Consider the following 26,189-nt stretch of genomic DNA (forward strand, 5'->3'; position numbering starts at 1 on the left):
GGACGACTTCAAGGCCCGCGCGGCCCGAAGCCCTTGACCCTGCCCCCGCCATCCCCCATAGCGATGGCAACGATTTTCTAAGACGAATGGATCACCTTCCATGGGCTTCAAATGCGGTATCGTCGGTCTGCCGAATGTCGGCAAGTCGACCCTCTTCAACGCGCTGACCAAGACGGCGGCGGCGCAAGCGGCCAACTATCCCTTCTGCACCATCGAGCCGAACACCGGCGAGGTGGCGGTTCCCGATCCGCGCATGAAGGCGCTCGCCGCCATCGCCGGCTCCAAGGAGATCATCCCGACCCGCATCTCCTTCGTCGACATCGCCGGCCTCGTGCGCGGCGCCTCGAAGGGCGAAGGCCTCGGCAACAAGTTCCTCGCCAACATCCGCGAAGTCGATGCGGTCGTGCATGTGCTGCGCTGCTTCGAGGACGATGACATCACCCATGTCGAGGGCCGCATCAACCCGGTGGGCGATGCCGACACGATCGAGACCGAGCTGATGCTCGCCGACCTCGAAAGCCTGGAGCGCCGCGTCGAGCAGACGCGCAAACGCGCCACCGGCAAGGACAAGGAGTCCATCGCGCAGCTGCCGATCATGGAAGCCGTGGTGAAGCTGCTGAACGAGGGCAAGCCGGCCCGCCTTCTCCTGAAGACGCTGGCGCCCGAGGAGATCGACGTCCTGCGCGGCCTCAACCTGCTGACCTCGCACCCGGTCCTCTATGTCTGCAACGTCGCGGAGGCCGACGCCTCGACCGGCAACGAGCACACCGAGGCCGTTGCCGCCATGGCGAAGGAACAGGGCGCCGAATGCGTCATCATCTCGGCGGCGATCGAATCCGAGGTCGCCCAGCTTCCGGAAGAGGAAGCGGCCGAATTCCTCTCCGCGCTCGGCCTCGAGGAAGCGGGCCTCGACCGGCTCATCCGCGCCGGCTACCACCTGCTCGACCTCATCACCTATTTCACGGTCGGTCCGAAGGAGACCCGCGCCTGGACCATCGTGCGCGGCACCAAGGCCCCGCAGGCCGCCGGCGTCATCCACACGGATTTCGAACGCGGCTTCATCCGCGCCTTCACCATCTCCTATGACGACTACATCGCCTACAAGGGCGAAGTCGGCGCCAAGGAAGCCGGCAAGGGCCGCGACGAAGGCAAGGAATACGTGGTGCAGGACGGCGACGTCATCCACTTCCGCTTCAATACGTAAACGCCCATGACGGACGCGCAGCTGACCTTCGAGGATTTCACGCCCGGCCGCCGCTTCGATTTCGCGGAGCGGACGCTGACGGCGGACGAGATCATCGCCTTCGCGCGGGAATTCGATCCCCAGCCCATGCATCTCGACGAGGAAGCCGGCCGCACCAGCATCCTCGGCGGGCTCGCCGCGTCCGGCTGGCACACCAGCGCCGTCATGATGCGCATGCTCTACGAGGCCTATATCCGCGGCTCCACCTCGGAGGGCTCGCCGGGCGTCGATGCCATGGAATGGAAGCGCCCGGTGCTCGCCGGCGACACGCTCGGCGGCCATTGCGAGGTGCTGGATGCGCGCGTCTCGCGCTCGCGGCCTGAGATCGGCATCGTGCGCATGCGCGCCACGGTGACGAACCAGCGCGGGGAAACGGTCGCGCTCTGCGAATATATCAACATGATGCGCCTTGCCGAAAAGGGAGCCGACCATGCGCATGGCTGAGCTCTACGCCTTCGGCGAGGCCGTCGAGATCGGCAGCCTCACCTTCACCGCCGAAGACATCATCCGCTTCGCCAGGAATTTCGATCCGCAGCCCTTCCATCTCGATGCGGAACTGGCCAGGCACGCGCTGTTCGGCGGCCTCTGCGCCTCCGGCTGGCATTCCAGCGCAGGGTGGATGAAATGCTTCGTGCCCTTCTGGACGGGCGAATGCCGGCGGCTCGCCGCCGAGGGGATCGCGCCTCCGAAGCTCGGCCCCTCCCCGGGCTTCACGAACCTGCGCTGGCTGAAGCCGGTCTTCGCCGGCGACACGATCACCTATTCGGTGACGCTGACGGCCTCGCGCGAACTCGCCTCGCGGCCGGGCCGGCTGATCAATACGATTTTGTGTGCGGGAAGGAACCAGAATGGCGAGCCGGTCATCCGGTTCGAGAGCACGGTTCTGGAATTCGTCTGAACCGCACGTTCGGTTTGCCCCTCACCCCAACCCACTCCCCGCAAGCGGAGAGAGGGAACTTGCCCCATGAACAGTATGGGCCGGGGAAACCGGCGCGGCATATCCCTTCGCCCCGCTTGCGGGGAGAAGGTGGCCGGCAGGCCGGATGAGGGGCGACACCGCAGACGGCAGATCGCGGGCAGCTATGCTCAATGCCCGTCGAACGCCACCAGCGTGCGCACTTCCACGTCGAGCGCTTCAAGCTTCTTCCGCCCGCCGAGTTCCGGCAGGTCGATGACGAAACAGGCCGCGACGATATCCGCCCCCATCTGGCGCAACAGCTTCACCGCCGCCTCCGCCGTGCCGCCGGTGGCGATCAGGTCGTCGACGAGGATGACCTTCTCGCCCGGCCTGATGGCGTCCTTGTGCATCTCCATCTCGTCCACGCCGTATTCCAGGCTATAGGCGATGCGCACGGTCTCGTGCGGCAGCTTGCCCTTCTTGCGGATCGGCACGAAGCCGGTCGACAGCTGGTGTGCCATGGCGCCGCCGAGGATGAAGCCGCGCGCCTCGATCCCGGCGACCTTGGCAACGCCGATGCCCGCATAGGGATGCACCAGCTCGTCCACCGCGCGGCGGAAGGCGCGCGGATTGCCGAGCAGCGTGGTGATGTCGCGGAACATGACGCCGGGCTTGGGGTAATCCGGGATGTTGCGGATCGCGGCGACGAGTTCATTTTCGAGTGTGGACATGGGAATTCCGACTGCGGAGGGCTTTTTCCGGTTATTGCAGGTGCGGCATCGCCCCACAACAAAAAAGGCGGCCCGAAGGCCGCCTTTCGACAGAGCGGCAGGACCGCTCAGTGTTCCTTGTTCGCGTAGACCGACTTCTTCGTCAGGTAGATCAGGCCGGTGAAGATCACCAGGAAGACCATGACCATGAAGCCGGTGCGCTTGCGGTCCTCCAGGTGCGGCTCGGCGGCCCACATCAGGAAGGCGGAAACGTCATGCGCATACTGATCGACCGTCTGCGGCGAACCGTCGTCATAGGTGACCTGGTCGTCGGAGATCGGCTTGGCCATGGCGAGCGCCGCGGCGTTTGCGAAATACGGGTTGTAGTGCGTGCCTTCGGCGACCTCGACATGCGCCGGCGGCTCTTCGTCATAGCCGGTCAGCAGCGAGTAGATGTAGTCCGGGCCGCCTTCCTGGTACTGGGTGAAGATGTCGAAGACGAATTGCGGGAAGCCGCGGGTGATGCCGCGCGCCTTGGCGATCAGCGAGAAGTCCGGCGGGGCCGCGCCATTGTTCGAAGCGGCAGCCGCCTCGTGGTTGGCGTAGGGCGACGGGAAGTAGTCGGACGGAACGGCCTTGCGGGTGAACATCTCACCATCGCTGTTCGGGCCGTCCTCGACCTCGTAGTTCGCCGCGAATGCCTTCACCTGGGCTTCCGAGTAGCCGAGACCTTCCAGCGTGCGGAAGGAGACGAGGCTCATCGAGTGGCAGGCAGAACAGACTTCGGTATAGACCTTCAGGCCGCGCTGGAGCTGGCCCTTGTCATACTTGCCGAACGGGCCGGCGAAGCTCCAGTCCTGCTGCTTGGGCTTGTGGATCGGGTAGTGGGGCGTGGCGTGCTCCGCTTCGGCGCCACCGGCGGCATACTCGTCCTGCGCGGTCGCGAAGGAGACGCCGATACCGGCGAAGAGGGCGAGCGACAGAATGCCTGCAACAAGCTTTTTCATTGTCATGGTTCCTTTCGTCGCTCGCTATCAGGCTCTGGCCGCCTTGGCGTTCTTCTTTTCCAGAACCGCTTCCGTGATCGAATTCGGAATGCGCTTCGGGGTCTCGATCAGGCCGAGGATCGGCATGAGGACGATGAAGAAGCCAAAGTAGTAGACCGTGCCGAGCTGCGAGAGGATGACGTAGATGCCTTCGGCGGGCATGGCGCCGAGCCAGCCGAGCATGATGGCATTGGCCACGAAGATCCAGAAGAACAGCTTGTACCACGGACGGTAGACGGCGGAGCGAACCTTGGAGGTGTCGAGCCACGGCAGGAAGAAGAGGATGATGATCGAGCCGAACATCACCAGAACGCCGCCCAGCTTGGAGTCGATCGGGCCGATGTTGAAGGTGATGGCGCGCAGCATCGCGTAGAAGGGCAGGTAGTACCATTCCGGAACGATATGGGCGGGGGTCTTCAGCGGGTCGGCCGGGATATAGTTGTCCGGGTGGCCGAGGTAGTTCGGCATGTAGAAGATGAACCAGGCGAAGACGATCAGGAAGACCGAGACGCCGAGGGCGTCCTTCAGCGTCGCATAGGGCGTGAAGGCGACCGTGTCGGTCTTGGACTTCACCTCGACGCCCGTCGGGTTCGTCTGGCCGGTGACGTGCAGCGCCCAGACGTGCAGGACGACGACGCCGGCGATCATGAACGGCAGCAGGTAGTGCAGCGCGAAGAAGCGGTTCAGCGTCGGGTTGTCGACCGCGAAGCCGCCGAGCAGGAACTGCTGGATCCACTCGCCGACCCACGGGAAGGCCGAGAAGAAGCCGGTGATGACGGTCGCGCCCCAGAAGGACATCTGGCCCCAGGGCAGAACGTAGCCCATGAAGCCCGTCGCCATCATCAGGAGGTAGATGACGACGCCGAGGATCCAGAGGATTTCACGCGGCGCCTTGTAGGAGCCGTAGTAGAGGCCGCGGGCGATGTGGAGATAGACCGCGATGAAGAAGAAGGACGCGCCGTTGGCGTGCATGTAGCGCAGGAGCCAGCCGTGGTTCACGTCGCGCATGATCTTCTCGACCGAGTTGAACGCGACGGTGGTTTCGGCGGCATAATGCATGGCCAGCACGATGCCGGTCAGGATCTGCACGATCAGCATCACCGACAGCATGGCGCCGAAGGTATAGGCATAGTTCAGGTTGCGCGGGACCGGGTAGGACACGAAGCTGTCATGGATCATGCGCGGCAGAGGCAGCCGCGAATCGACCCATTTTTCGATGCCAGTCGTCGGCTGGTAGGTTGAATGTTCAGCACTCATTATCAGTAGTCCCCTCAACCGATCTTGATGACTGTGTCGGATACGAACGAGAAGGTCGGCACGGGCAGGTTCTCGGGGGCCGGACCCTTACGAATACGACCGGCGGTATCGTAGTGAGAACCATGGCAGGGACAGAACCATCCGCCGAAATCGCCGGCCTGGCCGAGCGGAACACAGCCGAGATGGGTGCAGGAGCCGATCATGACGATCCAGTTCTCCTTGCCCTCGCCGGCGGAGCGGTCGAGATCCGTCGCCTGGGCGTCGGAAGCGATGTTGGCGTTACGGGCGACCGGGTCCTTGAGGTCGGAAAGCTGGACGGCCTTCGCCTCCTCGACTTCCTTGTCGGTGCGGTTGCGGATGAAGACCGGCTTGCCGCGCCACTTGGCGGTCAGCGACATGCCCGGCTGCAGGCTGGAGACATCGACCTCGATGGAGGCGAGCGCCAGCGTGGACGCGTCCGGACGCATCTGGTCGATGAACGGCCAGGCAACCGCAACGCCGCCCACGACGCCCGCCATACCGGTGGTCAGGTAAAGAAAATCGCGGCGAGTGGGCTCGCCCAGGGATTCGCTTGTTGTCTCGTGTTCGCTCACGGCTAAACCATCCTCTCACGCAAAGTCTGCGGAAAACCGCAACGCCCCTTTGGAAACCGGCAAGATCCGGACACAATACGGCCATAGATTCCCCGTCAATCCGGCGCGTTCTATGCTTGATCGCAAATTATGTCCAGCCTTGGCAAGGGGAGGTGGGCACATTGTCGCGGGAAAAACGGGGCATCTTGACAAGGCGCAGGCATCGCCTTGAACATCCAGCGCTTCCGGGCTTGGAAAGGGCGTGGGAAACGACGCTTTGCGGCCCTATTGCGCCGCTTCCTCGTGGCCGAGGAACCCGCCCGACTGGCGCGACCAGAGATCCGCATAGAGCCCGCCGCGCGCGACGAGTTCCGCATGGGTCCCCTCCTCCACGACATGGCCGCGATCCATGACGATCAGCCGGTCGAGCGCGGCGATGGTGGACAGGCGATGGGCGATGGCGAGCACGGTCTTGCCGCGCATCAGGCGCTCGAGGTTCGACTGGATCGCCGCCTCGACCTCCGAATCGAGCGCCGAGGTCGCCTCGTCGAGCACAAGGATCGGCGCGTCCTTCAGCATGACGCGGGCAATGGCGATGCGCTGGCGCTGGCCGCCCGACAGCTTGACCCCGCGCTCGCCGACATGGGCGTCATAGCCCTTCCGGCCGCGCTGGTCCTCCAGGGCGAGGATGAAGTCGTGCGCCTCGGCCTTCCGCGCCGCCTCGATCATCTCGGCCTCGCTGGCGTCCGGATTGCCGAAGAGGATGTTGTCGCGGATCGAGCGGTGCAGCAGCGCGGTATCCTGGCTGACCATGCCGATATTGACGCGCAGGCTCTCCTGCGTGACGGCGGCGATATCCTGCCCGCCGACGAGAATCCGCCCGCCTTCGAGGTCGTAGAAACGCAACAGCAGGTTGACCAGCGTCGACTTGCCGGCGCCGGAGCGGCCGACGATGCCGACCTTCTCGCCGGGACGGATCGACAGCGTCAGGTCGTCGATGACGCCGGACGGACGGCCGTAATGGAAGCGGATGGCTTCGAAGCGGATTTCGGGGCGGGCGACCTTCATCTCGACCGCGTCCGGCGTGTCGACGAGGCCGATCGGCTGGGAGATCAGGTCGGCGGAATTCTGGATCGTGCCGATGTTGCGCATGATGCTGTTGAGCTGCGTCATCAGCCGGTTGAGCAGGAAATTCAGCCTGAGCACCAGCGCCATGGTGAAGGCGACCGCGCCGGAACTGGCGATGCCGCCGAGCCACAGATGGATGGAGAGCACCGCCATGGCGACGATCATCAGCCCGGAAACGAAGGCCATGGAGGCGCGCACGCCCGTCAGGAAGCGGGTGAAATCGAGCGTGGTCTTCTGGAAGATGTCGAAGCCGCTGCGCATGTAGCGGTCGTTCGCCTCGTCGCGGCCGAAGAGCTTCAGCGTCTGGATGTTGGAATAGGCATCGACCATGCGGCCGCTGAGCATGGACGCGGCTTCGGCGGTCTGGCGCGAATGTTCGCGGATGCGCGGCACGAAGTAGCGCGCCAGCACGGAGAAGACCACCAGCCACACGCCGAGCACGGCGGCGAGCCGCCAGTCGAGCCCGCCGAGCAATACCAGCGTCGAGGCCGTGTAGATCGTCACGAACCAGACGCTTTCCATGAAGGAGGTGATGACGTCGCCCGTCGCCTGCCCCGCCGACCAGACCTTCGTGACGATGCGGCCGGAGAAATCGTTCTGGAAGAAGGAGAGCGACTGGCGCGCGACATGCACATAGGACTGCCAGCGCACCAGATTGTAGAAGCCGGGCGTGATGACCTGCTGGTCGACGAGCGCCGTGAGAAACGTGACGAGGAAGCGGACGAGGCCGATCAGGCCCAGCATCATCAGAAGCTCCGGCCCGTGGGCGGCCATGAGGCCGCTCCACCCGTCCGCAGGCTTGACCGTCGCCAGGATATCGACCAGCCGCCCGACGAACCAGAAGGTCGCCGCCTCGATGCCCGCCGTGACGCCGCCGAGCACAAGCATCGCCGCAAACGGCGCCTTCGCCTGCCCGACATAGAACCAGATGAAGGCGAAAAGACCCTGCGGCGGGCGAAGGTCATCCCGCCGCGCGAAGGGCTGAATCCAGTTCTCGAACCAGGAGAAGAGCGGGCGGAAGATCATGCCTCCGATATAGGCGGTTTTTGACGGGGGACAAATTAAAGATTGGAAAGGTGGCCCCTCTCGGATCGGCCGGACGCTAGCCTTCCAAGATGCGCGTGATATCCCGGCGTCCATGGAGAATGCGGACTATCGCCACTTCATCCGGCGAGACCAGATAGTAGACTTTCAGATCATCAAAACCATCTATGGGCCAGGTTCTCAGACCAGCGAGCCGGCGATTTTTGACCGAGCGCGGCGCTCCCGCCTGCGGCGTATGGGAAATATGATCGATGGCGGCGCGCGTGGCGGCAAGGAATCGATCGGCCGCAAGGTCCTGCCCGATTTCGATGAAATATTCGATCTGCCGGAGAATATCGGCGCGGGCGGATGGAAGGACGATCGTTTTCAACGTGCTTTGCTTTTACGCGAGCGCGTGGCAAGAAGTTGAGTGGCTTCCGTTTTCAAGTCCGCCCAGAAGGCGGCGTCAGGCACATCTCCCTTGCCGGAGGCGAGCCCTTCGAGCAGGAGGGCTTCAAGCCGGGCCTCCTTTTCCTTTTCCTGCGCGTCGCGCAAGAGGCTGCGGAAATATTCACTGACATTGCCATAGCCTTTCGCCTCGATCTGGCTTTCAACGAAGGATTTCAAGGTGTCAGGCAGAGAAATGGTGATGGTCGCCATGGGACGCTCCTTTGCATTGCCATAAGATAGCATAGCGCCCAAAAATCCCAATAGATAAGAACAATTATGAAGGCGCCCCTTCCGCTGGAAAGGGCGCCCTCTGACCTGTTACTCCGCCGCCGCTTCCGCCTCGGCGTCGTCGGCGATGAAGCCGCCGGACTGGCGGGTCCAGAGATCGGCGTAGATGCCGCCTTTGGCGACCAGTTCGGCATGGGTGCCGGTCTCGTGGAGACGACCCTTGTCGAGAACGACGAGACGGTCCATCTCGGTCAGCGTCGAGAGGCGGTGGGCGATCGCGATCACCGTCTTGCCCTGCATCAGGGCGAAGAGGTTTTCCTGGATCGCCGCCTCGACCTCCGAATCGAGCGCCGAGGTCGCCTCGTCCAGCACCAGGATCGGCGCGTCCTTGAGGAAGACACGGGCGATCGCGATGCGCTGGCGCTGGCCGCCGGAGAGCTTGACGCCGCGCTCGCCGACCTGGGCATCGAGGCCCGTGCGACCGTGCTGGTCGACGAGACCTTCGATGAAGTCCCAGGCATTGGCGCGCTTCGCCGCCTCGATGATTTCCGCATCGCTCGCCTCCGGCTTGCCATAGGCGATGTTGTCGCGGATCGAGCGGTGCAGCAGGGAGGTGTCCTGCGTGACCACGCCGATCTGCGAGCGCAGGCTGTCCTGCGTCACCGTCGCGATATCCTTGCCGTCGATGGTGATCTTGCCGGATTCGAGGTCGTAGAACCGGAGCAGCACGTTCATCAGCGTCGTCTTGCCGGCGCCGGAGCGGCCGACGAGGCCGACCTTCTCCCCTGCCCCGATCCTGAGCGACAGGTCCTCGATCACGCCCTTGTTCTTGCCGTAGTGGAAGCGGACATGATCGAAGTCGATCGCGCCCTTGGCGGCCGGCAGGGCCGGTGCCTGCGGCGCATCCATGATATCGTGCGGCTTGGTCATCATGCCCATGCCGTCATAGACCGTGCCGATGTTCTCGAAGAGCGCGGTCACTTCCCACATCACCCATTGCGACATGCCGTTGATGCGCATGGCAAGGCCGACCGCCACCGCCACGGCGCCGACGGACACGTCGCCGGACATCCAGAAATAGATGCCGATCGCCGTCGTACCGAATAGCGCGATGACATTGTTGATGTCGATCACGATGTTGAACAGGGTGATGAGCCGCATCTGCTTGTGCACGGTCTGCAGGAACGCGTCCATGCCTTCGCGGGCATAGCTCTCCTCCCGGCCGGCATGCGAGAACAGCTTCACCGTCGCGATGTTGGTGTAGCTGTCGACGATGCGGCCCGTCATCATCGAGCGCGCATCGGCCTGCTCGCGGGAGATGACCATGAGCTTGGGCACGAAGTAGCGCAGGATGCCGAGATAGATCACCAGCCAGACGAGCAGCGGCACGACGAGCCGCATCTCCGCCGAGGCGATGATCGCGATCATCGAGATGAAGTAGCTCACCACGTAGATGAAGACGTCGATGATCTTCATCACCGCTTCGCGCACGGCAAGCGCCGTCTGCATCACCTTCGTCGAGACGCGGCCGGCGAACTCGTTGGAGAAGAAGGTCATGCTCTGGCGGATGAGGTAGCGGTGCATCTGCCAGCGGGCGATCATCGGGAAATTGCCCGCGAGCGCCTGGTGCATGGTCATGGTGTGCAGCGCGCCGAAACCGGGGATGATCAAGAGCAGCAGCGCCGCCATCCACACGAGCGTGTCGCCCTCGCGGGCGAGGAACGTGCCGGGATCACCGGCCGAAAGCCAGTCGACGATGCTGCCGAGGAACTGGAACAGCACGACCTCGGCGATGCCGAGCACCATGGAGCAGAAACCGAGCAGGGCCAGCCAAGGGGCGGCCGGGCGCGTATAGTGCCACAGGAAGGCGAAAAGGCCCTTCGGGGGCAGCGAGGGCGCCTCGGAAGGATAGGGATTCAAGCGTCTTTCGAACCAGCCGAACATGGCTTTCTCCGTAATAGAAAGACGGAACCGGCACGGACGGCGCAAAACGGGCGCGGTCAGGAACGGGGTTCCGGCAGGATTGCCGTGGGGCGACGAAAAGCGTCACACGACGAAGTAAAATGAAGAAACGGTGGGAATCTTGGTGGCGAAACGCCTACGCGAGAAGAGGCGTCAATCCAGCCGGGAGGCGCGGTCGATACATGGTATCCATAATGATCCTCCCTTTTCTCGCGTTGAAGATGCGCCTTGGTTAGCGCGAAACGACGCAATTTGCCAGCCGCTTTGTCGCAATTTCGTCTTTCCGGCCAATTCTGTTGCCCTGCCGCCACATCCGCGATGGCATCCCGCCGCTTTTCGCCGAAAGGCGGGTCGGTACCATCTTTTTGTCTTTCCGCGATTTTGAAGACGAAACCGCTTCGCACTTTGGCCGGAATTGCTGTAGGCGAGGCCGCATGTCCGCACTTCGCATCGCCCTCTACCAGCCCGACATTGCCGGCAATACCGGCACGATCCTGCGTTTCGCCGCCTGCCTCGGCCTTTCCGTCGACATCATCGAGCCGGCCGGCTTCGATATTTCCGACCGCAGCCTCAAGCGGGCCGGCATGGATTACCTTGCCGCCGTGACGCTGACGCGACATGTCAACTGGGAGCGATACGAGGCGTGGCGGCGGGAAAGCGGCCGCCGCCTTGTGCTCGCCTCGACCAAGGCCGCCCAACGCTACACGGATTTCGCCTACCGGCCGACCGACATCCTGCTCTTCGGCCGCGAAAGCGCCGGCGTGCCGGACCACGTGCATGACAGGGCGGACGGCCGGGTGCTCATCCCCATGGTCGAGGGGCAGCGCTCCATCAATGTCGCGCTCGCCGCCGCGATGATCTGCGGCGAGGCCCTGCGCCAGACGGGTTTTGCCTGACCGCACGCATTTCCTCTCCGTCCCGAATCGCAAAAGCGCTCCGCCCTTCCGGCTTCGCGCGGCTACGGGAATCGCCCTAGCCATCACCCGGCCACAACCAGCGCAACGCGAAGGCCACGACGCCGAAGGCCAGCACGATGGCGCCGACAATAGCATAGGCGCCGTCGTAACCCGATACGGCGATCAGCGGCTGCGAGACGACGGGCGAGAGGAACTGGCCGGCAAAGATGCTGGACACCAGGAGGCCCGAGACGCGGCCACGCCGGGCCGGCGGAGCGAGCAGCATCGCGGCGGCCGCGAAATTCGGCATGATCGTGCCCATGCAGACACCGGAGACGGCCATGGCCGCGAGCACGCCAGCATAGCTTTCCGCCCCCGAGAGCAGCAGGAACGACAGGCCGGCCGAGACGAAGCCGAGGCCGAAGACGCCCATGATGCCGGCGAGGCGCCGGAAGGGCGCGAAGGCGAGCGCGCTCACCACGCCGACGAACTGGCCCGCGCCGATCGCCGTGCCGGCAAGGCTCGGGGCGGCAAAGCCGAGCGTTTCGAGGTAGAAGGGAAGCTGCGTCGGGATCATGTAGAAGGCGATCATGTTGACCGCGGCGGCGAGGAACAGCAAGGCGAGCAATGCGGTGGCGCGACCGCCGAGCCGGTCCGCCCCGGTGGCGGGGCCGGCCGGCCGCGCGCGGCGCGGCTCCGGCAGGAAGGCGAGTGCCGCCGGCACCAGCAGGACCGCCACCGTGTAGATGAGGAACGGCCCGCGCCAGTGGACCTCCGCAAGGAAACCGCCGCCGGTGAGGAAAATCGTGCCGCCGACGCCGACGAAGGCCTGCTGCAGGCCCATGTAGCGATCACGCGCCGCGCCCTGGAAGAAATCGCCGACCAGCGCCGTCGTCGCCGTCATGATGCCGCCGACCGCAATGCCGAGCGCGGCGCGCCCGACCAGGAGGCCGGGCAGCGTATCGAGGACGAGGCCGGACGCCCCCGCAATGGCGAACAGCGCAAGCGAGACCGTGAGCAGCGGCTTGCGGCCGAAACGATCGACCAGGAAGCCGGCCGCCGGAGAGAACAGCGCGATGAAGACCGCAGGCAGCGTCAGCACCAGCCGGCTGAGCAGCGCGACATTCTCCACATCGGCGAACCGCGCCGCGATGCCCGGCAGCGAGGCGGAAATCGTCGCGCCGGACATGATGGTGAGCGTGCTGATGAAGAGCAGCGTCGAGTTGCGCCGGAGATCTGCCGGGGAGCGGGCGACCTCCGCTGCCGCATAGTGTTCCGGCTTCATGCTGCGGCCTCGTCATAGCGCGTCGCGATGCGCGCCGCCTTCAGCGCGTTCGCCCACCAGGTCAGGCGCTTCATCAGGACGGCAAGCTGGCCGTTGAGCTGGCCTTGTCGGAAAGGGTTGCCGACCGGGTCGAAATGCGTCCAGGCATGGGCAAGGCTCACCGTCTCGCGGATCGCCACCGCATGTAGCTCGGCAAAGACCAGCCGCAGCTGCTCGACGGCGCGCAGGCCGCCGGAGACGCCGCCATAGGCGATGAAGGCGATCGGCTTGGCATGCCAGGGGCGGAAGCAGCTGTCGATGATCGCCTTCAACGCCGCCGGATAGGCATGGTTGTATTCCGGCGTGACGATCAGGAAGGCATCCGCCTGCGAAGTCCGGCTTTCGACCAGCTCTGCCGAGGCCTCGTCGAGGCCGCCGGGCGTGAAGGCCAGCTCCATCGGGTCGATGCGCACGATGTTGAACTGGCCGAAACCGGCGAGTTCAGGCTCCAGCCATCCCGCGATCGTATCGGCAAAGCGCCCTTCGCGGCCGCTGCCATAGATGAGGGCGATCGTCAGTCTGTCAGTCATGCGGCGGCTCCGTCTTGGAAATGCGAGGAGCCGCTGGTATAAAACCTCAACTTAAGTTGAGGTCAACAGCCATGACGGAAAAATGTCCGAGGACCGGCATGCCCCGGGAACTCAGCGTCGGCGAGGTCGCCGAGCGTAGCGGCATCGCGGTCTCCACCTTGCATTTCTACGAGACGAAGGGGCTCATCCACAGCCAGCGCAACCGCGGCAACCAGCGGCGCTATCCGCGCAGCATCCTGCGCCGGGTGGCGGTGATCAAGGTGGCGCAGCGCACCGGCATTCCGCTTTCGGAGATCGCCGACGCCCTGTCGGTCCTGCCGCACGACCGGCCGCTGACGAGCCTCGACTGGCGCAAGCTCTCGGAGACCTGGCGCCGCCAGCTCGACGAGCGCATCGCGCGCCTGACGAAGCTGCGCAACCAGCTCGACGGCTGCATCGGCTGCGGCTGCCTGTCGATGCAGGAATGCCCGCTGCGCAACCCGCTGGACGAACTGGCCGCCGAAGGGCCGGGCCCGAGGCTGCTCGAGCCCTGACCTTCAGGAACGCGCGACCGCGGCTTGATGGGATCGGCTCAGTCCAGCCGCGTGGCGAGCAGCTTGTCGACGCGGCGGCCGTCCATGTCGACGACCTCGAAGCGCCAGCCCTGCGTTTCCGTGACCTCACCGGTCTTCGGCAGCTTCTGCAGCGATTCGATGACGAGGCCGGCGGCGGTCTGGTAGCTGCGGCGGGCCGGCAGCTGCAGGCCGAGGCGATCGGCCATCTCGTCGATCGGCATGGCGCCGGCGATCAGCCAGGAGCCGTCCTCGCGCTGCACGGCATAGTCGTCGTCGCCTTCCTCGATATCGGCGCGGAACACGCCGGCAATCGCCTCCAGCACGTCGGCGGGCGTGATGACGCCCTCGAAGTGGCCGTATTCGTCGTGGACCAGCATCATCGGCACTTCGGAAGTGCGCAGCTTGTCGAGCACGCGCATCGCGTCCATCGTGTCCGGCACGATCGGCGCGGGGCGGATGAAGGCGCGGATATCGAGCGGCTGGCCGGCCAGCACGGCCGAGAGCAGCTCGCGCTTCTGCACGATGCCGACGATCGTCTCCGGCCCGCCATCGGCGACCGGCAGACGGGAATGCTGGCTCTCGTTGAGGGTCTGGTGGATTTCCTCCATCGTGTCGCCGAGATCGATCCAGTCGACATCGTTGCGCGGCGTCATGAGACCGCGCGCCTCGCGGTCGGAAAAGCGCATGACGCCGGCGATCATCAGCTTTTCGCCGCCCTCGATGACGCCGGCAGCCTCCGCTTCGGCGACGATGGTCTTGATTTCCTCGTCGGTGACGACGCTCTCGGCAACCTCGTGCTGGCCGGTGAGGCGGAAGATCAGCCGCGTCGAGGCGTCGAGGATCCAGACCGCCGGGGCGCCGATCTTGGAGAGCAGCGACATGGCCGGCGCGACGAGCGCGGCGAAGCGCTCCGGGTTCTTCAGCGCGATCTGCTTGGGCACCAGCTCGCCGACCACCACCGAAAGATAGGTGATGATGAAGATGACGATACCGTAGCCGAGCGGATCGGCCAGCCAGTCCGGCACACCCTCGGCATAGAGGATGTCACGCAGGCGCCCGCCGAGCGCGGCACCCGAAAAGGCACCGGCGAGAATGCCGATGAGGGTGATGCCGATCTGGACGGTGGAGAGGAACTTTCCGGGGTGGTCCGCCAGCTTCAGCGCGGCGGCGGCGCCGCGCGAGCCCTGCGCGGCCATGGTCTTCAGGCGCGGTTTTCGCGCGGAGACGATGGAAAGTTCGGAAAGGGCGAAGACCCCGTTGAAGAGGATGAGGAAGACAGCAATCGCGAGTTCGAACAAGGACTGTGAGCCGTGCTTCTGAACCGCAACGGCGCCTTTCTGTTGATGACGATGGCCGCAAGATAGGGGCGCGGCGGGCCGCCGTCAATCGAACTTGCCGATCACGGTCGCGTCAGGTGGGGATCACGAGCATTTCGAGGAGGATGTCGCGCAGCCGCCCGACCGGCGCGGACGGCGCCGCCTCGGCCGTGTGCAGCATCAGGTCGACGCTGCCGAGCGCCGGCAATCCGGCCCGTTGCGGGTCGAGCACGCGCAGATGCGCGGGCATGCCGGTGGTGGTGCGGATCGTCACGCCGAGCCCGGCCGTCACCGCCGCCCAGAGCCCGGCAAGGCCGGGGCTGGAAAAGACCTGCCGCCACTCCCGCCCGGCCGCCGAAAGCGCATCGACGGCGGCGGCCCGGAACGAACAGGGCGGATCGAAGGCGATGAGCGGCACCGGTTCCCCGGCGGAGACGTCGTAGTCCGCCGCCGCGATCCAGACGATCGGATGGGTGGCGATGTGCCGGCAATGCGCGCTTTTCTGCCCGCCCCAGGTGACGGCCATGTCGAGGTCGCCGCGCTCCACCGCCGCCACCAGCCTGGCGCCGCGATCGACCCGCGCCTCGACGCGCAGCTTCGGATGCGCCCGGGAAAAGCGGCCGAGCACCGGCGGCAGCGACGTCTCGGCAAAGTCCTGCGGAATGCCGAGCCGCAGCCAGCCGTCGAGCGCCCGGCTGGAGCCGAGCATCATCATCGCCTCGTCGTTCAAGTCGAGGATACGCACCGCATAGTCATGCAGCGCCTCGCCGGCATCGGTGAGCGCAAGGCCCCGGCCCTGTTTGGTGAAAAGCGTCTGGCCGCTGAGATCGGCAAGCTTCTTCAGTTGCAGGCTGACGGCCGGCGGCGTTCGCCCCAGCGCCTCCGCGGCTTTCGCAAAGCTGCCGAGCCGCACCCCTGTGACGAAGGTGCGCAGCACGTCCATGTCGAAGTTGCGGGGCGAAACCATTCAGTTTTCCAAAACCATATCTGCAATGCTTCTCAATTTTAAAAACGATAGTCGCGCAATAGGCTCATCCCGTCAACACGAGACAGGAGACGACCATGCCCTTCCTCCATATCCGCCTCGCCGGCAGGAACCTGACCGACGGCGAGCGCCTGCACCTCCAGGACGAGGCCACCCGCCTTGCCGTCACGCTGCTCGGCAAGCGCGCCGAAGCGACCGCGGCCCTGGTCGAGGGAACACCGATCGCCGACTGGACCATCGGCGCGCGCCGGCAGAAGGTGGCCGGCCATTTCGAGATCCTGATCAGCGAGGGCACGAACACGGCGGAGGAGAAGGCCCGCTTCATCGCGGCCGCCTATGCCCTGCTGGAAGAAACGCTGGGCGCGCATCTCAATCCGGTGACCTATGTCGTCATCCGCGATATCGCGACGGACAGCTGGGGCTATGGCGGCCAAACGCAGGAAAGCCGGCGCGTTGCCGTTGCGGCATGAAGCGTCAGTCGGCGCTCGGCAGGCGGCGCATGGTGAACTCGATGCGGTCGCCCTCCATGGCGCGCCAGCTCTCGACCTCGGTCCAGTAGGCGGCCTTCGGCCAGAGGTCGAACCATTCGCGCGCCTTCTCCCGCGCCGCCTGCCGGTCGAGGCAGAAGGTCTCGCGGACGAAATGGCCCTCGCCGGCGGGTTTTTCGCGACGGCGACGCTCGATATGGCGCCGGAGCCCTTCGAGAGGGGGTGGACCGGGAACACGCGCCATGCAGATTTCCTCCTGGCAGCACATTCGACGGAAGAAACATAAGCCGCCCCCGCGCATTTTGCGAGTCCCGCCGTCCCCAGCCGATGCCCCGCCCGCGGTTGCCAAACGGCGCAAAGTTTTGGACTGTGGCGAAAATGCGATTCGGCGGGCTGCCCGCCAGCGGGAAGCACCATGGAACGACCAGACCTGCCGAAGGGCCTGCCCGAGGACATCGAAGAGAAGAAGAATGCCGCCCGCGCCTGGTTCGAGCGGCTGCGCGACGCGATCTGCGCCAGCTTCGAGGCGATCGAGGACGACCTGCAGGGGCCGCTCTCCGACATGCGGCCCGGCCGCTTCGCCGGCAAGGACTGGCTGCGCGAGGGGGGCGAAGGCGGCGGCGGACGCATGTCGATGATGGAAGGCCGCGTCTTCGAGAAGGTCGGCGTGCACACGTCCACCGTCCACGGCGAATTCTCGCCGGAGTTCCGCGGCCAGATCCCCGGCGCCAGCGAGGACCCGCGCTTCTGGGCCTCCGGCATCTCGCTCATCGCCCATCCGGTGAACCCCAACGTGCCCGCCGTGCACATGAACACGCGCATGGTCGTGACCACCAGCCGCTGGTTCGGCGGCGGGGCGGACCTGACGCCGGTGCTCGACCGCCGCCGCGTGATGGACGACCCGGACACCACGCTCTTCCACAAGGCGATGGAGATCGCCTGCAACCGCCATCCCGTCGCCGACCACCGGAAATTCAAGGAATGGTGCGACGACTACTTCTTCCTGAAGCACCGGGGCGAACCGCGCGGCACCGGCGGCATCTTCTACGACTGGCTGCATTCGCCGGAAGAGCTCGGCGGCTGGGACGCCGACTTCGCGTTCACGCAGGATGTCGGCCGGGCCTTCGCCATGGTCTATCCGAAGATCGTGCGCGCGAACTTCAACAAGGGCTGGACGGAAGAGGACCGTGACGAGCAGCTCGTGCGGCGCGGCCGCTATGTCGAGTTCAACCTGCTCTACGACCGCGGCACGATCTTCGGCCTCAAGACGGGCGGCAATGTCGAATCGATCCTCTCCTCGCTGCCCCCGGTGGTGCGCTGGCCCTGAAGGCCGGCCCTCGCCGCCTTGTGATTACAGATCCGCGCCGTCCATGGTATGATGCCGCCTGCATGAGTCCATGGAGGAAGCAGTCATGAAGATTGCAGCACAAGAGGCAATGCAGGCGGGTCCCGACCCGAAATCCCCCGAATTTCTCGATCGTTTCGCCGAAACCATCCGCGCCGAGAGCGGGCTCGACCTGCCGCACGCCTATTTCGTCGAGGAAGCCCGGCTGCGGCTTGCCAGCGGCGTGGTTCACCACCTCGTCGATCACCACACGACCCCGGCCCAGTTCCAGTCGTCCTGCTGCTTCGACGCCTGGGCGAAGGACGACGCGGCCTGACAATGGCCGCCCGCAAAAGCGGCGATGAATCCGCGCCCGGGGCGGAACCCCGGGCGGCTTTCGCCGTTTCTCGGGACGGCCAACCGAGCCATCGGCCCGGCCGCGATTTGGCCGGCGGGCCCTCATCTGCTACACTGGTTCCGTTGAAACGACAGGAGATAGGTCATGAGACTTTTTGAATGCGGTTCACTCGTCCCCGGATGCGACTGGCATACGCGGGCCAATGACGACGCCGAAGTCGTCCGCCGCGCGGTCGAGCACATGCGCGCCGTCCATGGTGAGGCGATCATCCGGGAAAGCATGGTCGACCACATCAAGGAACGCATCGTCGACGAGAAGGCGGCCGACGCCGCCTGACGGGCAGCGCCCCCGCAAGCCCCTTGTCGATCTGCCCCACCTTCTCCCCGCCGGGGAGAAGGAAATTGTCGGTGTGACTGGACGTTCCTGCTTCTAGGCCTTCGAAGGCTCTCCCTCCTGCCTGGCCAGTGCTTCCAGGCGGGCAAGCAGCTTGGTGCGGCCGTCATGAAAATTGCCCGCCACCCACGCGTCTTCGATCGCGCCGAGCACCGCGCCGACCTTCGGGCCGGCGGGAATGCCGGCGGCCAGCACATCCGCGCCATTCAGCGGGAAGGTCGGCTTGTGCCATGTCTCCGCCTTTGCGAGGAGCCGCTGGCAAAGCCCGGCAAAGGCGAGCGCCTGCGGATCGGCGAGCCCGCGGGCCCGGGCGGATGCGAGCGCCAGCTTCAAACGCATGGTCAGCCCCTCAGCGCCGTTGCGGTAGAGCAGCCGCTCGAACGCCGTCTCGGCGAGTTTCTGCGCGATTTCCGGCGCGCCTGCCCAATGGTCGAGAGTGGCCGCCTCGGCCCTGGAAAGGCGCAGGCGCCCGGCAAGCGCCTTCAGGCGCGCGCGGTCCGGCGGCACCATGGCGGCAAGGCGCAGCAGCGCGTCCGGCATCCAGCCGAACGCCGTCTCGGCATCGACCAGGCCGGGGATCGCATCGATGCCCCATTTCTCCGTTTCGGGCAGGATCGCGGTGAGCACGCCCGCCTGCCGCATCCACAGCAGCGCCCGGCCGGGATCGGGCGCGGCCAGCAGCTTCTTCGTCTCGGACCAGACCCGTTCCGCCGAGAGTTTTCCCAGCGTATCCTTCGCCCGCGCGCAGGCCTTCAGCCCCTCCGCATCCGGCCGGCCGCTGCCGTAAAGCGCGAAGAAACGGAAGAAGCGCAGGATGCGCAGATGGTCCTCCGCAATGCGCGTCGCCGCATCGCCGATGAAGCGCACCGTGCGGCTCTCGATATCCGACAGGCCGTTCACGAGATCGATGACCGTGCCGTCGTCGGTGGCGTAGAGCGCATTGATCGTCAGGTCGCGCCGCTCGGCATCCGCCCGCCAGTCCGTGCCGAAGGCGACGTCCGCGCGGCGGCCATCGGTGGCGACGTCGCGGCGCAGCGTCGTCACCTCGAAGGGCTTGCCGTCGAGGACCAGCGTCACCGTGCCGTGCTCGATGCCCGTCGGCACCGCCTTGATGCCGGCCGCCTTCGCCCGCTCGACCACCGCTTCCGGCCGCAACGTCGTCGCGATGTCGATATCCGCGACCGGCAGGCCCATCAGGCTGTTGCGCACGGCCCCGCCGGCGATGCGTGCCTCCCCGCCGTCGCTGTTGAGCAGCGCCAGCACGCGAACGAGCGCCGGATCGGCAAACCACGCCTCGCCCGAAACAGACGTCATGCATAAAGCCTTTCATAGATCACCCGCACGATGCCGGCGGTGATGCCCCAGATATTATGCCCCTCATAGGGCATGCGATAATAATGCCGCTCGCCGCCGAGCCAGATTCCGCTGCCCTGCTCGTGGTTGCGCGGATCCATCAGGAACGACAGCGGCACGTCGAAGACCTTCTCGACCTCCGCCGGATTGGGCGTCAGCTCGAACCCCGGCTGCACCACGGCAAGGACGGGCGTGATGGAAAAACCCGACAGCGCCTTGTATTGCGGCAGACGCCCGACCGGCTCGACGAAGCGGCGGTCGAGGCTGATCTCCTCCTCCGCCTCGCGCATCGCCGCAGCCTCGACGTTCTCGTCCTCGTCATCGACCGCGCCGCCCGGAAAGGCGATCTGGCCGGAATGTTTCCGCATGGTGGCGGTGCGCTGGGTGAAGATGACCCGCGCCTCGTCGCCATCGTCGACGACGGGGATCAGCACCGCCGCATCGCGCAGCTTCATGTCTTCGAGATGCGGAATGACGCCCGGATTGAGCAGGCTGTCGCCATGCTCGCGCCAGGTCCCCTCGCCGAGCGTCAGCATCTGTTCCAATGCCCGGCGGCGGAACTCGGCGGCGCTGTAGGGCGGAAAACTCATCGGGTGAGCGCATCCAGCTCGGCGGCCGGCATGATCGGGAAGACCACGCCGCCGGAGCGCACCGCGAACATGTCCGTCCCGTCGATCTCGACCGTCTCGCCAAGCGCGACCAGCTCGTACATCATCGCCCGCGAGACCAGGGCCTCCAGCCGCCCGCGCACGAGGAGATAGGGCTTCAGCTCGCTGTTCCCGCCCGCAATGACGAAACGCAGCGGGTGCTCCGGCCCCGCCTCCACCACATCGCCGACATTGGTGCGGAAGGTGAGCTTTTGCGCCTCCCCCTCGCCCGACGCATTCATCTCGACGGCGAGGAACGGCGCGTCAACGACCCGGATGCCGACCTTCTCGACCGGCGTCACCAGATAGGTCCTGCCGTCCTCGTCCTTGCGCAGGACGGTGGAGAACAGCCGCACCAGCGGCGCGCGGCCGATCGGCGTTCCCAGGTAGAACCAGGTGCCGTCGGCGCGGATCTCCATGTCGATGTCGCCGCAGAATGGCGGATTCCAGCGCTCGACCGGCGGCAGGCCGCGCCCGCCGGTTTCCGCGCCGGCCCGTGCGATCAGCGCGGCCAGTCCTGCCGCATCGCTGCTTTCGCGAATTTCGCCCGTTGCCATTGTTCCGTCCCGGTTGAACCCTATCTCCGCGAGAGGCCCTTCTTCACGAAGAGGAAAGGGTGGATACACTCACGAGATAGTCATTTCGTGGCCGCTTGTCAGCCACGGGTGAGCTAATAAGCTTTCTATCTATGAAGCGGACGCGGCAAGACCACGATTCGCCGAAGATTTTAGGACCGGTAGTGGAGAGACCCATGGGCGTTCAGAATTCCCCCGAGGCAGGCCTGGACGAAAAGGCGGTGATCGCCGCCGCGGAACGGGCGCTCTCCGACATCGCGATCATCCGCAAGGAGGTCGCCAAGGTCATCTTCGGCCAGGAAAGCGTGGTCGAGCAGACGATGCTGGCGGTGCTCTCGGGCGGTCATGCCCTGCTCGTCGGCGTGCCCGGCCTTGCCAAGACAAAGCTGGTGGTCACCCTCGGCACCGTGCTCGGCCTTTCCTCCAGCCGCATCCAGTTCACGCCGGACCTGATGCCCTCCGACATCCTCGGCTCGGAGGTGATGGACCAGGACGAGAACGGCAAGCGCTCCTTCCGCTTCGTGCCCGGCCCGATCTTCACCCAGCTCCTGATGGCCGACGAGATCAACCGCGCCTCGCCGCGCACCCAGTCCGCCCTGCTGCAGGCCATGCAGGAATATCACGTCACGGTCGCCGGCCAGCCGAACGACCTGCCGAAGCCCTTCCATGTGCTGGCGACGCAGAACCCGCTGGAGCAGGAAGGCACCTATCCGCTGCCCGAGGCGCAGCTCGACCGCTTCCTGCTGCAGGTCGACGTCGACTATCCGGAACTTGCCGCCGAACGCCAGATCCTGCTCGAAACAACCGGCGTGCACGAGGCACAGGCGAGCGCCGCCATCTCGGCCGCGCGCCTGATGGAGATCCAGAACCTCATCCGCCAGATGCCGGTCAGCGAAAAGGTGCTCGACGCCATCCTCTCGCTCGTGCGCTCCGCCCGCCCCGGCAACGGCATCGCCTCCACCGACAAGCACGTCGCCTGGGGCCCCGGCCCGCGCGCCGGCCAGGCCATGATGCTGTGCGCGAGAGCCCGCGCGCTCTATGAAGGCCGCCTCGCGCCTTCCGTCGACGATGTTCTCGCCCTTGCCGAACCCGTGCTGCAGCACCGCATGGCCCTCACCTTCGGCGCGCGCGCCGAAGGCATGTCGGTTCGCGACGTCATTGCAGGCCTCGTCCGCCAGGCCGGCGGCTGAGCGGGGCCGATCACATGGCGACCGTCGGCCAGATCGTCCAACCGACCCCGACCCGCGAGGTTCTCTCGCGGGCGCAGGCCCGCGCCGCCCTCATCCCCGATTGCATGGTGGAGGCCCAGCGCCTCGCCAACACCGTGATCGCCGGCTGGCATGGTCGCCGCAAGCGCGGCATCGGCGAGAACTTCTGGCAGTTCCGCCCCTATGTCGACGGCGAGAGCCTGTCGCGCATCGACTGGCGGCGCTCGGCCCGCGACGACCATACCTATGTGCGCGACCGCGAATGGGAGGCCGCGCACACCGTCTGGGTCTGGGCCGATCTTTCTCCGTCGATGATGTACAAATCGACCTTCGGCAGCGTCTCGAAGGAAAGCCGCGCGCTCGTGCTCATGCTGGCGCTCGCCGAAATCCTCGCCCGCTCCGGCGAGCGCATCGGCTGCCCCGGCATCATGGAGCCGATCGCCGCGCGCAACGCCGCCGAACGCCTCGCCACCGCGCTGATGCACGCCGGCATGACCGGCGGCCTGCCGGAGACGAGCATGATCCGCGGCAACAGCGATATCGTGCTGATCGGCGACTTCCTCGATCCCGTCGAGGATGTCATGCAACGCCTCGCCCCCCTCGCCCGCCGGGGTCTCAGAGGCCATGTGGTGGAGATCGCCGACCCGGCGGAAGAGACCTTCCCCTATGTCGGCCGCACCGAGTTCACCGATCCCGAAAGCGGCCAGAAGCTCACCGCCGGCCGCGCCGAGACGCTGAAGGACGACTATGCCCGCGCCTATGTCGCCCGGCGCGAGACGCTGGCCGACAATCTGCGCCATCTTGGCTGGAGCTTCGTGCCCCACCGCACCGACCGCCTCGCCTCCGAGGCGCTGGTCGCCGTGCACATGTATCTCTCCGGCATGCCGGCGATGAGGACGGAGGGTCGCGGCCGATGAGCGCCTTTGCCTTCGCCTTTCCCGCCGTCCTCACCGCGCTGGTGCTGCTGCCGGTCATCTGGTGGCTGCTGCGCCTGACGCCGCCGAAGCCGCTGACCGAAGTCTTCCCGCCCTTCGCCATCCTCGCCTCGATCATGAAGCGCGAGGAGACCCCGGCGCAAAGCCCCTGGTGGCTGACGCTGCTGCGCATGCTGATGGCCGCCGCGATCATCTTCGCCATCGCCGACCCGGTCTTCAACCCGCGCACCAATACGCTGGCAAGCAGCGGCCCCCTCGCCCTCGTCCTCGACAACAGCTGGGCCTCGGCCACCGACTGGCAGCAGCGCATCGACACGGCCTCGACGCTGATCGACGACGCGGAAAGCCGCGACGTGCCGATCTCATTGGTGCTGACCGCCGACCGCCAGCACGACGCCGTGCCGGTCGATGCCGCGACGGCGCGCAACCGCCTCGCCGCCGCCGAAGTCCGCCCGCTCCCGGCCGACCGCGCGTCGGCCGTCGCCTCGCTGCGCACCGCGCTCGACGGAACCGCGCCGGGCACCCTCGCCTTCATCAGCGACGGCATGGCGGGCGGCGAGACGGACGAGACGGTCTCCGCGCTGCAAGCACTTTCACCGGCCGATTTCCGCCTGATCGCCGGCGACGGCGCCCCCGCCGTCGCCTTCACCGCGGCCAGCAACGGCGCGGACGCGCTGTCCGTCACCCTCACCCGCCTCGACGGCGGCCCGGCGCGCAGCCTGCCGCTGACGGCACATGATTCGCGCGGCCGCCCCATCGCGACGGGCACCGCCGATTTCGCCGCAGGCAGCACCATGACGACCGGCACGATCACCGCCCCCTTCGAGCTGCGCAACGACTTCGCCCGCATCACCATCGACGGCCTCGCCAATGCCGGCGGCACGTATCTGCTCGACGACGGCTTCCGCCGCCGCCGCGTCGCCTTCCTCTCCGGCGAGGTGGTCGATGCCAGCCAGCCCCTCCTCTCGCCGCTGCACTACATCAACCGCGCGCTCGCCCCCTATGCCGACCTGATCGAGCCGAGCGTCGCCGACCTCTCCGTCGCCATCCCCGAACTGCTGGAACAGAACCCCTCCGTGCTGATCATGGCCGATATCGGCCGCCTGCCGGAGGACGTACAGGCCGAAGTTCAGCGCTGGATCGAAGCAGGCGGCATGCTGATCCGCTTTGCCGGCCCGCGCCTTGCCGCCGCACCGGCGGACGATCCGCTCGTGCCGGTCATGCTGCGCAAGGGCGAACGCGCGCTCGGCGGCGCTCTTTCGTGGTCCGAGCCGCAGCCGCTCTCCGCCTATCCGGCGAACAGCCCCTTTGCCGGCATGCGCGCGCCTGAAGGCATCCTCGTCAAGCGCCAGGTGCTCGCCGAGCCGACGCCGGACCTTGCCGAGCGCACCTGGGCGAGCCTTGCCGACGGCACGCCGCTGGTGACGACCGGCCCGCTCGGCTCCGGCCGCCTCGTGCTCTTCCATGTCAGCGCGGAAACCGGCTGGTCCAACCTGCCGCTCTCCGGCGATTTCGTCGAAATGCTCCGCCGCACCGTGCAGCTTTCGCGCGGCGGCGGCGTCTCCACCGGCAACGGCGCCGAGACGCAGGGCCTGCCGCCCTACCGGCTGATGACGGCGAACGGCACGCTCGCCGCCGCCACCGGCGAGGCCAAACCCCTTGCCGCCGGCAACGCCACGAGGGCGATCGCCAGCTTCGACAACCCGCCCGGCCTCTACGGCACGGAGGACGGCTACGTCGCCCACAACCTTTTCCCGCCGGGTCATGAAATCCGCCCGCTCGCCGTCGCCGAAGGCGCCGCCGTCCGCCAGCCGCTCGCCGGCAAGGAGACCTGGTCGCTGAAGCCGCATCTCTTCACGCTTGCCGCCCTCTTGCTGCTTGCCGACTGCGCCATTGTGCTCTTCATGGGCGGGGCCTTCGCCGCCGCTGCCCGAAGCATGCCGAAGCGCGGCGCCACCGCCGCCCTGCTGCTGGCCCTCATGGCCGGCGCGCTGGCGGCGCTGCCGTCCGAAAGCCGGGCGGATGACGCAAAACCGGGCGACGAAAATATCCTGTCGCGGCTCGACACCACGCACCTCGCCTATGTCGTCACCGGCGAGGGCGAGGTGGACCGCATTTCCGAGCGCGGCCTAGCCGGCCTCACGGAATTCCTCACCTACCGCACCACGCTGGAGCCCGGCGAGCCGGTCGGCATCGACATCTCCAGGGACGAGCTGTCGCTCTACCCGATCATCTACTGGCCGGTGAGCGCCAGCGCCGAAATGCCCTCCAGCGCCGCGATCAGCCGCATCGACGCCTATATGCGCAATGGCGGCACGGTGCTGTTCGACACGCGCGACCAGTTCGTCTCGCTCGACGGCAGTTCGACGAGCCCGAACACCGAACGCCTCCAGGCGATCCTCGCCAGCCTCGACATTCCCCCGCTCGAGCCCGTGCCCACCGATCACGTCCTGACCAAGGCCTTCTACCTGCTCGCGAATTTCCCCGGCCGCTATGCCGGAAGCCCGCTCTGGATCGAGGCGGAGCTGGACCGTGCCGAGGACCCGAGCCGCCCGGCCCGCGCGGGCGACGGCGTCTCGCCGATCATGATCACCGGCAACGATTTCGCCGGCGCGTGGGCGGTCGACGCCAACGGCATGGCGCTGCTGCCGACCGTGCCGCCGGACGAGATCCAGCGCGACCACGCCTTCCGCGCCGGCGTCAACATCATGATGTACATGCTCACCGGCAACTACAAGGCGGACCAGGTGCACGTACCCGCCCTCCTCGAACGGCTGGGGCAGTGA

General features: G+C 66.3%; 28 protein-coding genes. 12 read left to right on the top strand and 16 right to left on the bottom strand.

The window, feature by feature from the left end; translation table 11 throughout:
* Nucleotides 1-100 precede the first annotated feature (100 nt).
* From ychF to MUU56_RS09320, 3 genes are read left to right on the top strand one after another with little or no spacing between them, the layout of a single operon-like run.
* Complete coding sequence (ychF, locus tag MUU56_RS09310) at nt 101-1,204, top strand: redox-regulated ATPase YchF (RefSeq protein WP_244767022.1); 1,104 nt, start codon at nt 101-103, stop codon at nt 1,202-1,204.
* Between the two features lie 6 nt (nt 1,205-1,210).
* Complete coding sequence (locus tag MUU56_RS09315) at nt 1,211-1,687, top strand: MaoC family dehydratase (RefSeq protein WP_244767023.1); 477 nt, start codon at nt 1,211-1,213, stop codon at nt 1,685-1,687.
* Nucleotides 1,674-2,141 carry a MaoC family dehydratase gene (locus tag MUU56_RS09320; protein ID WP_244767024.1) on the top strand — a complete coding sequence of 156 codons (468 nt, stop codon included), beginning with the start codon at nt 1,674-1,676 and terminating at the stop codon, nt 2,139-2,141. The genes MUU56_RS09315 and MUU56_RS09320 overlap by 14 nt, the downstream gene beginning before the upstream one ends.
* A gap of 188 nt (nt 2,142-2,329) precedes the next feature.
* On the opposite strand, the gene MUU56_RS09325 is transcribed toward MUU56_RS09320, so the two are convergent.
* The 8 genes from MUU56_RS09325 to MUU56_RS09360 form a co-directional block, all read right to left on the bottom strand.
* The gene (locus MUU56_RS09325) at nt 2,330-2,872 is read right to left on the bottom strand and encodes an adenine phosphoribosyltransferase (protein ID WP_244767025.1); all 543 of its coding nucleotides are present in this window, start codon (nt 2,870-2,872) and stop codon (nt 2,330-2,332) included.
* A 107-nt stretch (nt 2,873-2,979) separates the two neighbouring features.
* Nucleotides 2,980-3,858, bottom strand: coding sequence for a cytochrome c1 (locus tag MUU56_RS09330; protein ID WP_244767026.1), 879 nt, complete (start codon nt 3,856-3,858; stop codon nt 2,980-2,982).
* A gap of 27 nt (nt 3,859-3,885) precedes the next feature.
* Entirely contained in the window at nt 3,886-5,154 is a 1,269-nt protein-coding gene (locus tag MUU56_RS09335) for a cytochrome b (RefSeq protein ID WP_244767027.1), read from the bottom strand.
* A 14-nt stretch (nt 5,155-5,168) separates the two neighbouring features.
* The gene (gene petA, locus MUU56_RS09340) at nt 5,169-5,747 is read right to left on the bottom strand and encodes a ubiquinol-cytochrome c reductase iron-sulfur subunit (protein ID WP_244767028.1); all 579 of its coding nucleotides are present in this window, start codon (nt 5,745-5,747) and stop codon (nt 5,169-5,171) included.
* Nucleotides 5,748-6,011: 264 nt separating this feature from the next.
* Nucleotides 6,012-7,880, bottom strand: coding sequence for an ABC transporter ATP-binding protein (locus MUU56_RS09345; RefSeq protein ID WP_244767029.1), 1,869 nt, complete (start codon nt 7,878-7,880; stop codon nt 6,012-6,014).
* Nucleotides 7,881-7,956: 76 nt separating this feature from the next.
* The gene (locus MUU56_RS09350; RefSeq protein WP_244767030.1) at nt 7,957-8,268 is read right to left on the bottom strand and encodes a type II toxin-antitoxin system RelE/ParE family toxin; all 312 of its coding nucleotides are present in this window, start codon (nt 8,266-8,268) and stop codon (nt 7,957-7,959) included.
* Entirely contained in the window at nt 8,265-8,537 is a 273-nt protein-coding gene (locus MUU56_RS09355; RefSeq protein WP_244767031.1) for a type II toxin-antitoxin system ParD family antitoxin, read from the bottom strand. The genes MUU56_RS09350 and MUU56_RS09355 overlap by 4 nt, the downstream gene beginning before the upstream one ends.
* 108 nt (nt 8,538-8,645) lie before the next feature.
* The gene (locus MUU56_RS09360; protein WP_244767032.1) at nt 8,646-10,499 is read right to left on the bottom strand and encodes an ABC transporter ATP-binding protein; all 1,854 of its coding nucleotides are present in this window, start codon (nt 10,497-10,499) and stop codon (nt 8,646-8,648) included.
* Nucleotides 10,500-10,951: 452 nt separating this feature from the next.
* On the opposite strand from MUU56_RS09360, the gene MUU56_RS09365 reads away from it, so the two are divergent.
* Nucleotides 10,952-11,413, top strand: coding sequence for a tRNA (cytidine(34)-2'-O)-methyltransferase (locus MUU56_RS09365; protein ID WP_244767033.1), 462 nt, complete (start codon nt 10,952-10,954; stop codon nt 11,411-11,413).
* 76 nt (nt 11,414-11,489) lie between these two features.
* On the opposite strand, the gene MUU56_RS09370 is transcribed toward MUU56_RS09365, so the two are convergent.
* The gene (locus MUU56_RS09370; RefSeq protein WP_244767034.1) at nt 11,490-12,698 is read right to left on the bottom strand and encodes an MFS transporter; all 1,209 of its coding nucleotides are present in this window, start codon (nt 12,696-12,698) and stop codon (nt 11,490-11,492) included.
* On the bottom strand, nt 12,695-13,267 hold the full coding sequence (locus MUU56_RS09375; RefSeq protein ID WP_244767035.1) for an NADPH-dependent FMN reductase: 573 nt from the start codon (nt 13,265-13,267) through the stop codon (nt 12,695-12,697). Before MUU56_RS09375 ends, MUU56_RS09370 begins: the two co-directional genes overlap by 4 nt.
* Before the next feature lie 98 nt (nt 13,268-13,365).
* Here MUU56_RS09375 and soxR point away from each other — a divergent pair, with 98 nt between their 5' ends.
* On the top strand, nt 13,366-13,800 hold the full coding sequence (gene soxR / locus MUU56_RS09380) for a redox-sensitive transcriptional activator SoxR (protein ID WP_317633299.1): 435 nt from the start codon (nt 13,366-13,368) through the stop codon (nt 13,798-13,800).
* A gap of 38 nt (nt 13,801-13,838) precedes the next feature.
* On the opposite strand, the gene MUU56_RS09385 is transcribed toward soxR, so the two are convergent.
* Entirely contained in the window at nt 13,839-15,119 is a 1,281-nt protein-coding gene (locus tag MUU56_RS09385; RefSeq protein ID WP_244767037.1) for a hemolysin family protein, read from the bottom strand.
* A 112-nt stretch (nt 15,120-15,231) separates the two neighbouring features.
* Nucleotides 15,232-16,104: a LysR substrate-binding domain-containing protein gene (locus tag MUU56_RS09390; protein WP_244767038.1), complete on the bottom strand. Its 873-nt coding sequence runs from the start codon at nt 16,102-16,104 to the stop codon at nt 15,232-15,234.
* A 95-nt stretch (nt 16,105-16,199) separates the two neighbouring features.
* Here MUU56_RS09390 and MUU56_RS09395 point away from each other — a divergent pair, with 95 nt between their 5' ends.
* The gene (locus MUU56_RS09395) at nt 16,200-16,592 is read left to right on the top strand and encodes a tautomerase family protein (protein ID WP_244767039.1); all 393 of its coding nucleotides are present in this window, start codon (nt 16,200-16,202) and stop codon (nt 16,590-16,592) included.
* 4 nt (nt 16,593-16,596) lie between these two features.
* On the opposite strand, the gene MUU56_RS09400 is transcribed toward MUU56_RS09395, so the two are convergent.
* Nucleotides 16,597-16,854 carry a hypothetical protein gene (locus tag MUU56_RS09400; RefSeq protein WP_244767040.1) on the bottom strand — a complete coding sequence of 86 codons (258 nt, stop codon included), beginning with the start codon at nt 16,852-16,854 and terminating at the stop codon, nt 16,597-16,599.
* A 171-nt stretch (nt 16,855-17,025) separates the two neighbouring features.
* Between MUU56_RS09400 and hemF the strand changes: the two genes are divergently transcribed.
* From hemF to MUU56_RS09415, 3 genes are all read left to right on the top strand, one after another.
* Entirely contained in the window at nt 17,026-17,937 is a 912-nt protein-coding gene (gene hemF / locus MUU56_RS09405; protein WP_244767041.1) for an oxygen-dependent coproporphyrinogen oxidase, read from the top strand.
* Nucleotides 17,938-18,022: 85 nt separating this feature from the next.
* On the top strand, nt 18,023-18,271 hold the full coding sequence (locus MUU56_RS09410) for a hypothetical protein (protein ID WP_244767042.1): 249 nt from the start codon (nt 18,023-18,025) through the stop codon (nt 18,269-18,271).
* Nucleotides 18,272-18,436: 165 nt separating this feature from the next.
* Complete coding sequence (locus MUU56_RS09415; protein WP_244767043.1) at nt 18,437-18,628, top strand: DUF1059 domain-containing protein; 192 nt, start codon at nt 18,437-18,439, stop codon at nt 18,626-18,628.
* 93 nt (nt 18,629-18,721) lie between these two features.
* On the opposite strand, the gene MUU56_RS09420 is transcribed toward MUU56_RS09415, so the two are convergent.
* The 3 genes from MUU56_RS09420 to MUU56_RS09430 are packed head-to-tail and all read right to left on the bottom strand — an operon-like array spanning nt 18,722 to nt 21,242.
* Complete coding sequence (locus tag MUU56_RS09420) at nt 18,722-19,999, bottom strand: CCA tRNA nucleotidyltransferase (RefSeq protein WP_244767044.1); 1,278 nt, start codon at nt 19,997-19,999, stop codon at nt 18,722-18,724.
* Nucleotides 19,996-20,628: a CoA pyrophosphatase gene (locus MUU56_RS09425; protein WP_244767045.1), complete on the bottom strand. Its 633-nt coding sequence runs from the start codon at nt 20,626-20,628 to the stop codon at nt 19,996-19,998. Before MUU56_RS09425 ends, MUU56_RS09420 begins: the two co-directional genes overlap by 4 nt.
* Complete coding sequence (locus MUU56_RS09430; protein ID WP_244767046.1) at nt 20,625-21,242, bottom strand: DUF1285 domain-containing protein; 618 nt, start codon at nt 21,240-21,242, stop codon at nt 20,625-20,627. Before MUU56_RS09430 ends, MUU56_RS09425 begins: the two co-directional genes overlap by 4 nt.
* A gap of 194 nt (nt 21,243-21,436) precedes the next feature.
* Here MUU56_RS09430 and MUU56_RS09435 point away from each other — a divergent pair, with 194 nt between their 5' ends.
* The 3 genes from MUU56_RS09435 to MUU56_RS09445 are packed head-to-tail and all read left to right on the top strand — an operon-like array spanning nt 21,437 to nt 26,189.
* On the top strand, nt 21,437-22,450 hold the full coding sequence (locus MUU56_RS09435) for an AAA family ATPase (RefSeq protein WP_244767047.1): 1,014 nt from the start codon (nt 21,437-21,439) through the stop codon (nt 22,448-22,450).
* A 14-nt stretch (nt 22,451-22,464) separates the two neighbouring features.
* Nucleotides 22,465-23,385, top strand: coding sequence for a DUF58 domain-containing protein (locus MUU56_RS09440; RefSeq protein WP_244767048.1), 921 nt, complete (start codon nt 22,465-22,467; stop codon nt 23,383-23,385).
* On the top strand, nt 23,382-26,189 hold the full coding sequence (locus tag MUU56_RS09445; RefSeq protein ID WP_244767049.1) for a DUF4159 domain-containing protein: 2,808 nt from the start codon (nt 23,382-23,384) through the stop codon (nt 26,187-26,189). Before MUU56_RS09440 ends, MUU56_RS09445 begins: the two co-directional genes overlap by 4 nt.

This window comes from Shinella yambaruensis (assembly GCF_022899355.1).
Lineage (GTDB): Bacteria > Pseudomonadota > Alphaproteobacteria > Rhizobiales > Rhizobiaceae > Shinella > Shinella yambaruensis.

What these genes read in the sequence shown, in the direction of transcription:
- ychF (WP_244767022.1), top strand. Translation starts at nt 101, where the DNA reads ATGGGCTTCAAATGCGGTATCGTCGGTCTGCCGAATGTCGGCAAGTCG.
- MUU56_RS09315 (WP_244767023.1), top strand. Translation starts at nt 1,211, where the DNA reads ATGACGGACGCGCAGCTGACCTTCGAGGATTTCACGCCCGGCCGCCGC.
- MUU56_RS09320 (WP_244767024.1), top strand. Translation starts at nt 1,674, where the DNA reads ATGCGCATGGCTGAGCTCTACGCCTTCGGCGAGGCCGTCGAGATCGGC.
- MUU56_RS09325 (WP_244767025.1), bottom strand. Translation starts at nt 2,872, where the DNA reads ATGTCCACACTCGAAAATGAACTCGTCGCCGCGATCCGCAACATCCCG.
- MUU56_RS09330 (WP_244767026.1), bottom strand. Translation starts at nt 3,858, where the DNA reads ATGAAAAAGCTTGTTGCAGGCATTCTGTCGCTCGCCCTCTTCGCCGGT.
- MUU56_RS09335 (WP_244767027.1), bottom strand. Translation starts at nt 5,154, where the DNA reads ATGAGTGCTGAACATTCAACCTACCAGCCGACGACTGGCATCGAAAAA.
- MUU56_RS09345 (WP_244767029.1), bottom strand. Translation starts at nt 7,880, where the DNA reads ATGATCTTCCGCCCGCTCTTCTCCTGGTTCGAGAACTGGATTCAGCCC.
- MUU56_RS09355 (WP_244767031.1), bottom strand. Translation starts at nt 8,537, where the DNA reads ATGGCGACCATCACCATTTCTCTGCCTGACACCTTGAAATCCTTCGTT.
- MUU56_RS09360 (WP_244767032.1), bottom strand. Translation starts at nt 10,499, where the DNA reads ATGTTCGGCTGGTTCGAAAGACGCTTGAATCCCTATCCTTCCGAGGCG.
- MUU56_RS09365 (WP_244767033.1), top strand. Translation starts at nt 10,952, where the DNA reads ATGTCCGCACTTCGCATCGCCCTCTACCAGCCCGACATTGCCGGCAAT.
- MUU56_RS09370 (WP_244767034.1), bottom strand. Translation starts at nt 12,698, where the DNA reads ATGAAGCCGGAACACTATGCGGCAGCGGAGGTCGCCCGCTCCCCGGCA.
- MUU56_RS09375 (WP_244767035.1), bottom strand. Translation starts at nt 13,267, where the DNA reads ATGACTGACAGACTGACGATCGCCCTCATCTATGGCAGCGGCCGCGAA.
- soxR (WP_317633299.1), top strand. Translation starts at nt 13,366, where the DNA reads ATGCCCCGGGAACTCAGCGTCGGCGAGGTCGCCGAGCGTAGCGGCATC.
- MUU56_RS09390 (WP_244767038.1), bottom strand. Translation starts at nt 16,104, where the DNA reads ATGGTTTCGCCCCGCAACTTCGACATGGACGTGCTGCGCACCTTCGTC.
- MUU56_RS09395 (WP_244767039.1), top strand. Translation starts at nt 16,200, where the DNA reads ATGCCCTTCCTCCATATCCGCCTCGCCGGCAGGAACCTGACCGACGGC.
- MUU56_RS09400 (WP_244767040.1), bottom strand. Translation starts at nt 16,854, where the DNA reads ATGGCGCGTGTTCCCGGTCCACCCCCTCTCGAAGGGCTCCGGCGCCAT.
- hemF (WP_244767041.1), top strand. Translation starts at nt 17,026, where the DNA reads ATGGAACGACCAGACCTGCCGAAGGGCCTGCCCGAGGACATCGAAGAG.
- MUU56_RS09410 (WP_244767042.1), top strand. Translation starts at nt 18,023, where the DNA reads ATGAAGATTGCAGCACAAGAGGCAATGCAGGCGGGTCCCGACCCGAAA.
- MUU56_RS09415 (WP_244767043.1), top strand. Translation starts at nt 18,437, where the DNA reads ATGAGACTTTTTGAATGCGGTTCACTCGTCCCCGGATGCGACTGGCAT.
- MUU56_RS09420 (WP_244767044.1), bottom strand. Translation starts at nt 19,999, where the DNA reads ATGACGTCTGTTTCGGGCGAGGCGTGGTTTGCCGATCCGGCGCTCGTT.
- MUU56_RS09425 (WP_244767045.1), bottom strand. Translation starts at nt 20,628, where the DNA reads ATGAGTTTTCCGCCCTACAGCGCCGCCGAGTTCCGCCGCCGGGCATTG.
- MUU56_RS09430 (WP_244767046.1), bottom strand. Translation starts at nt 21,242, where the DNA reads ATGGCAACGGGCGAAATTCGCGAAAGCAGCGATGCGGCAGGACTGGCC.
- MUU56_RS09435 (WP_244767047.1), top strand. Translation starts at nt 21,437, where the DNA reads ATGGGCGTTCAGAATTCCCCCGAGGCAGGCCTGGACGAAAAGGCGGTG.
- MUU56_RS09440 (WP_244767048.1), top strand. Translation starts at nt 22,465, where the DNA reads ATGGCGACCGTCGGCCAGATCGTCCAACCGACCCCGACCCGCGAGGTT.
- MUU56_RS09445 (WP_244767049.1), top strand. Translation starts at nt 23,382, where the DNA reads ATGAGCGCCTTTGCCTTCGCCTTTCCCGCCGTCCTCACCGCGCTGGTG.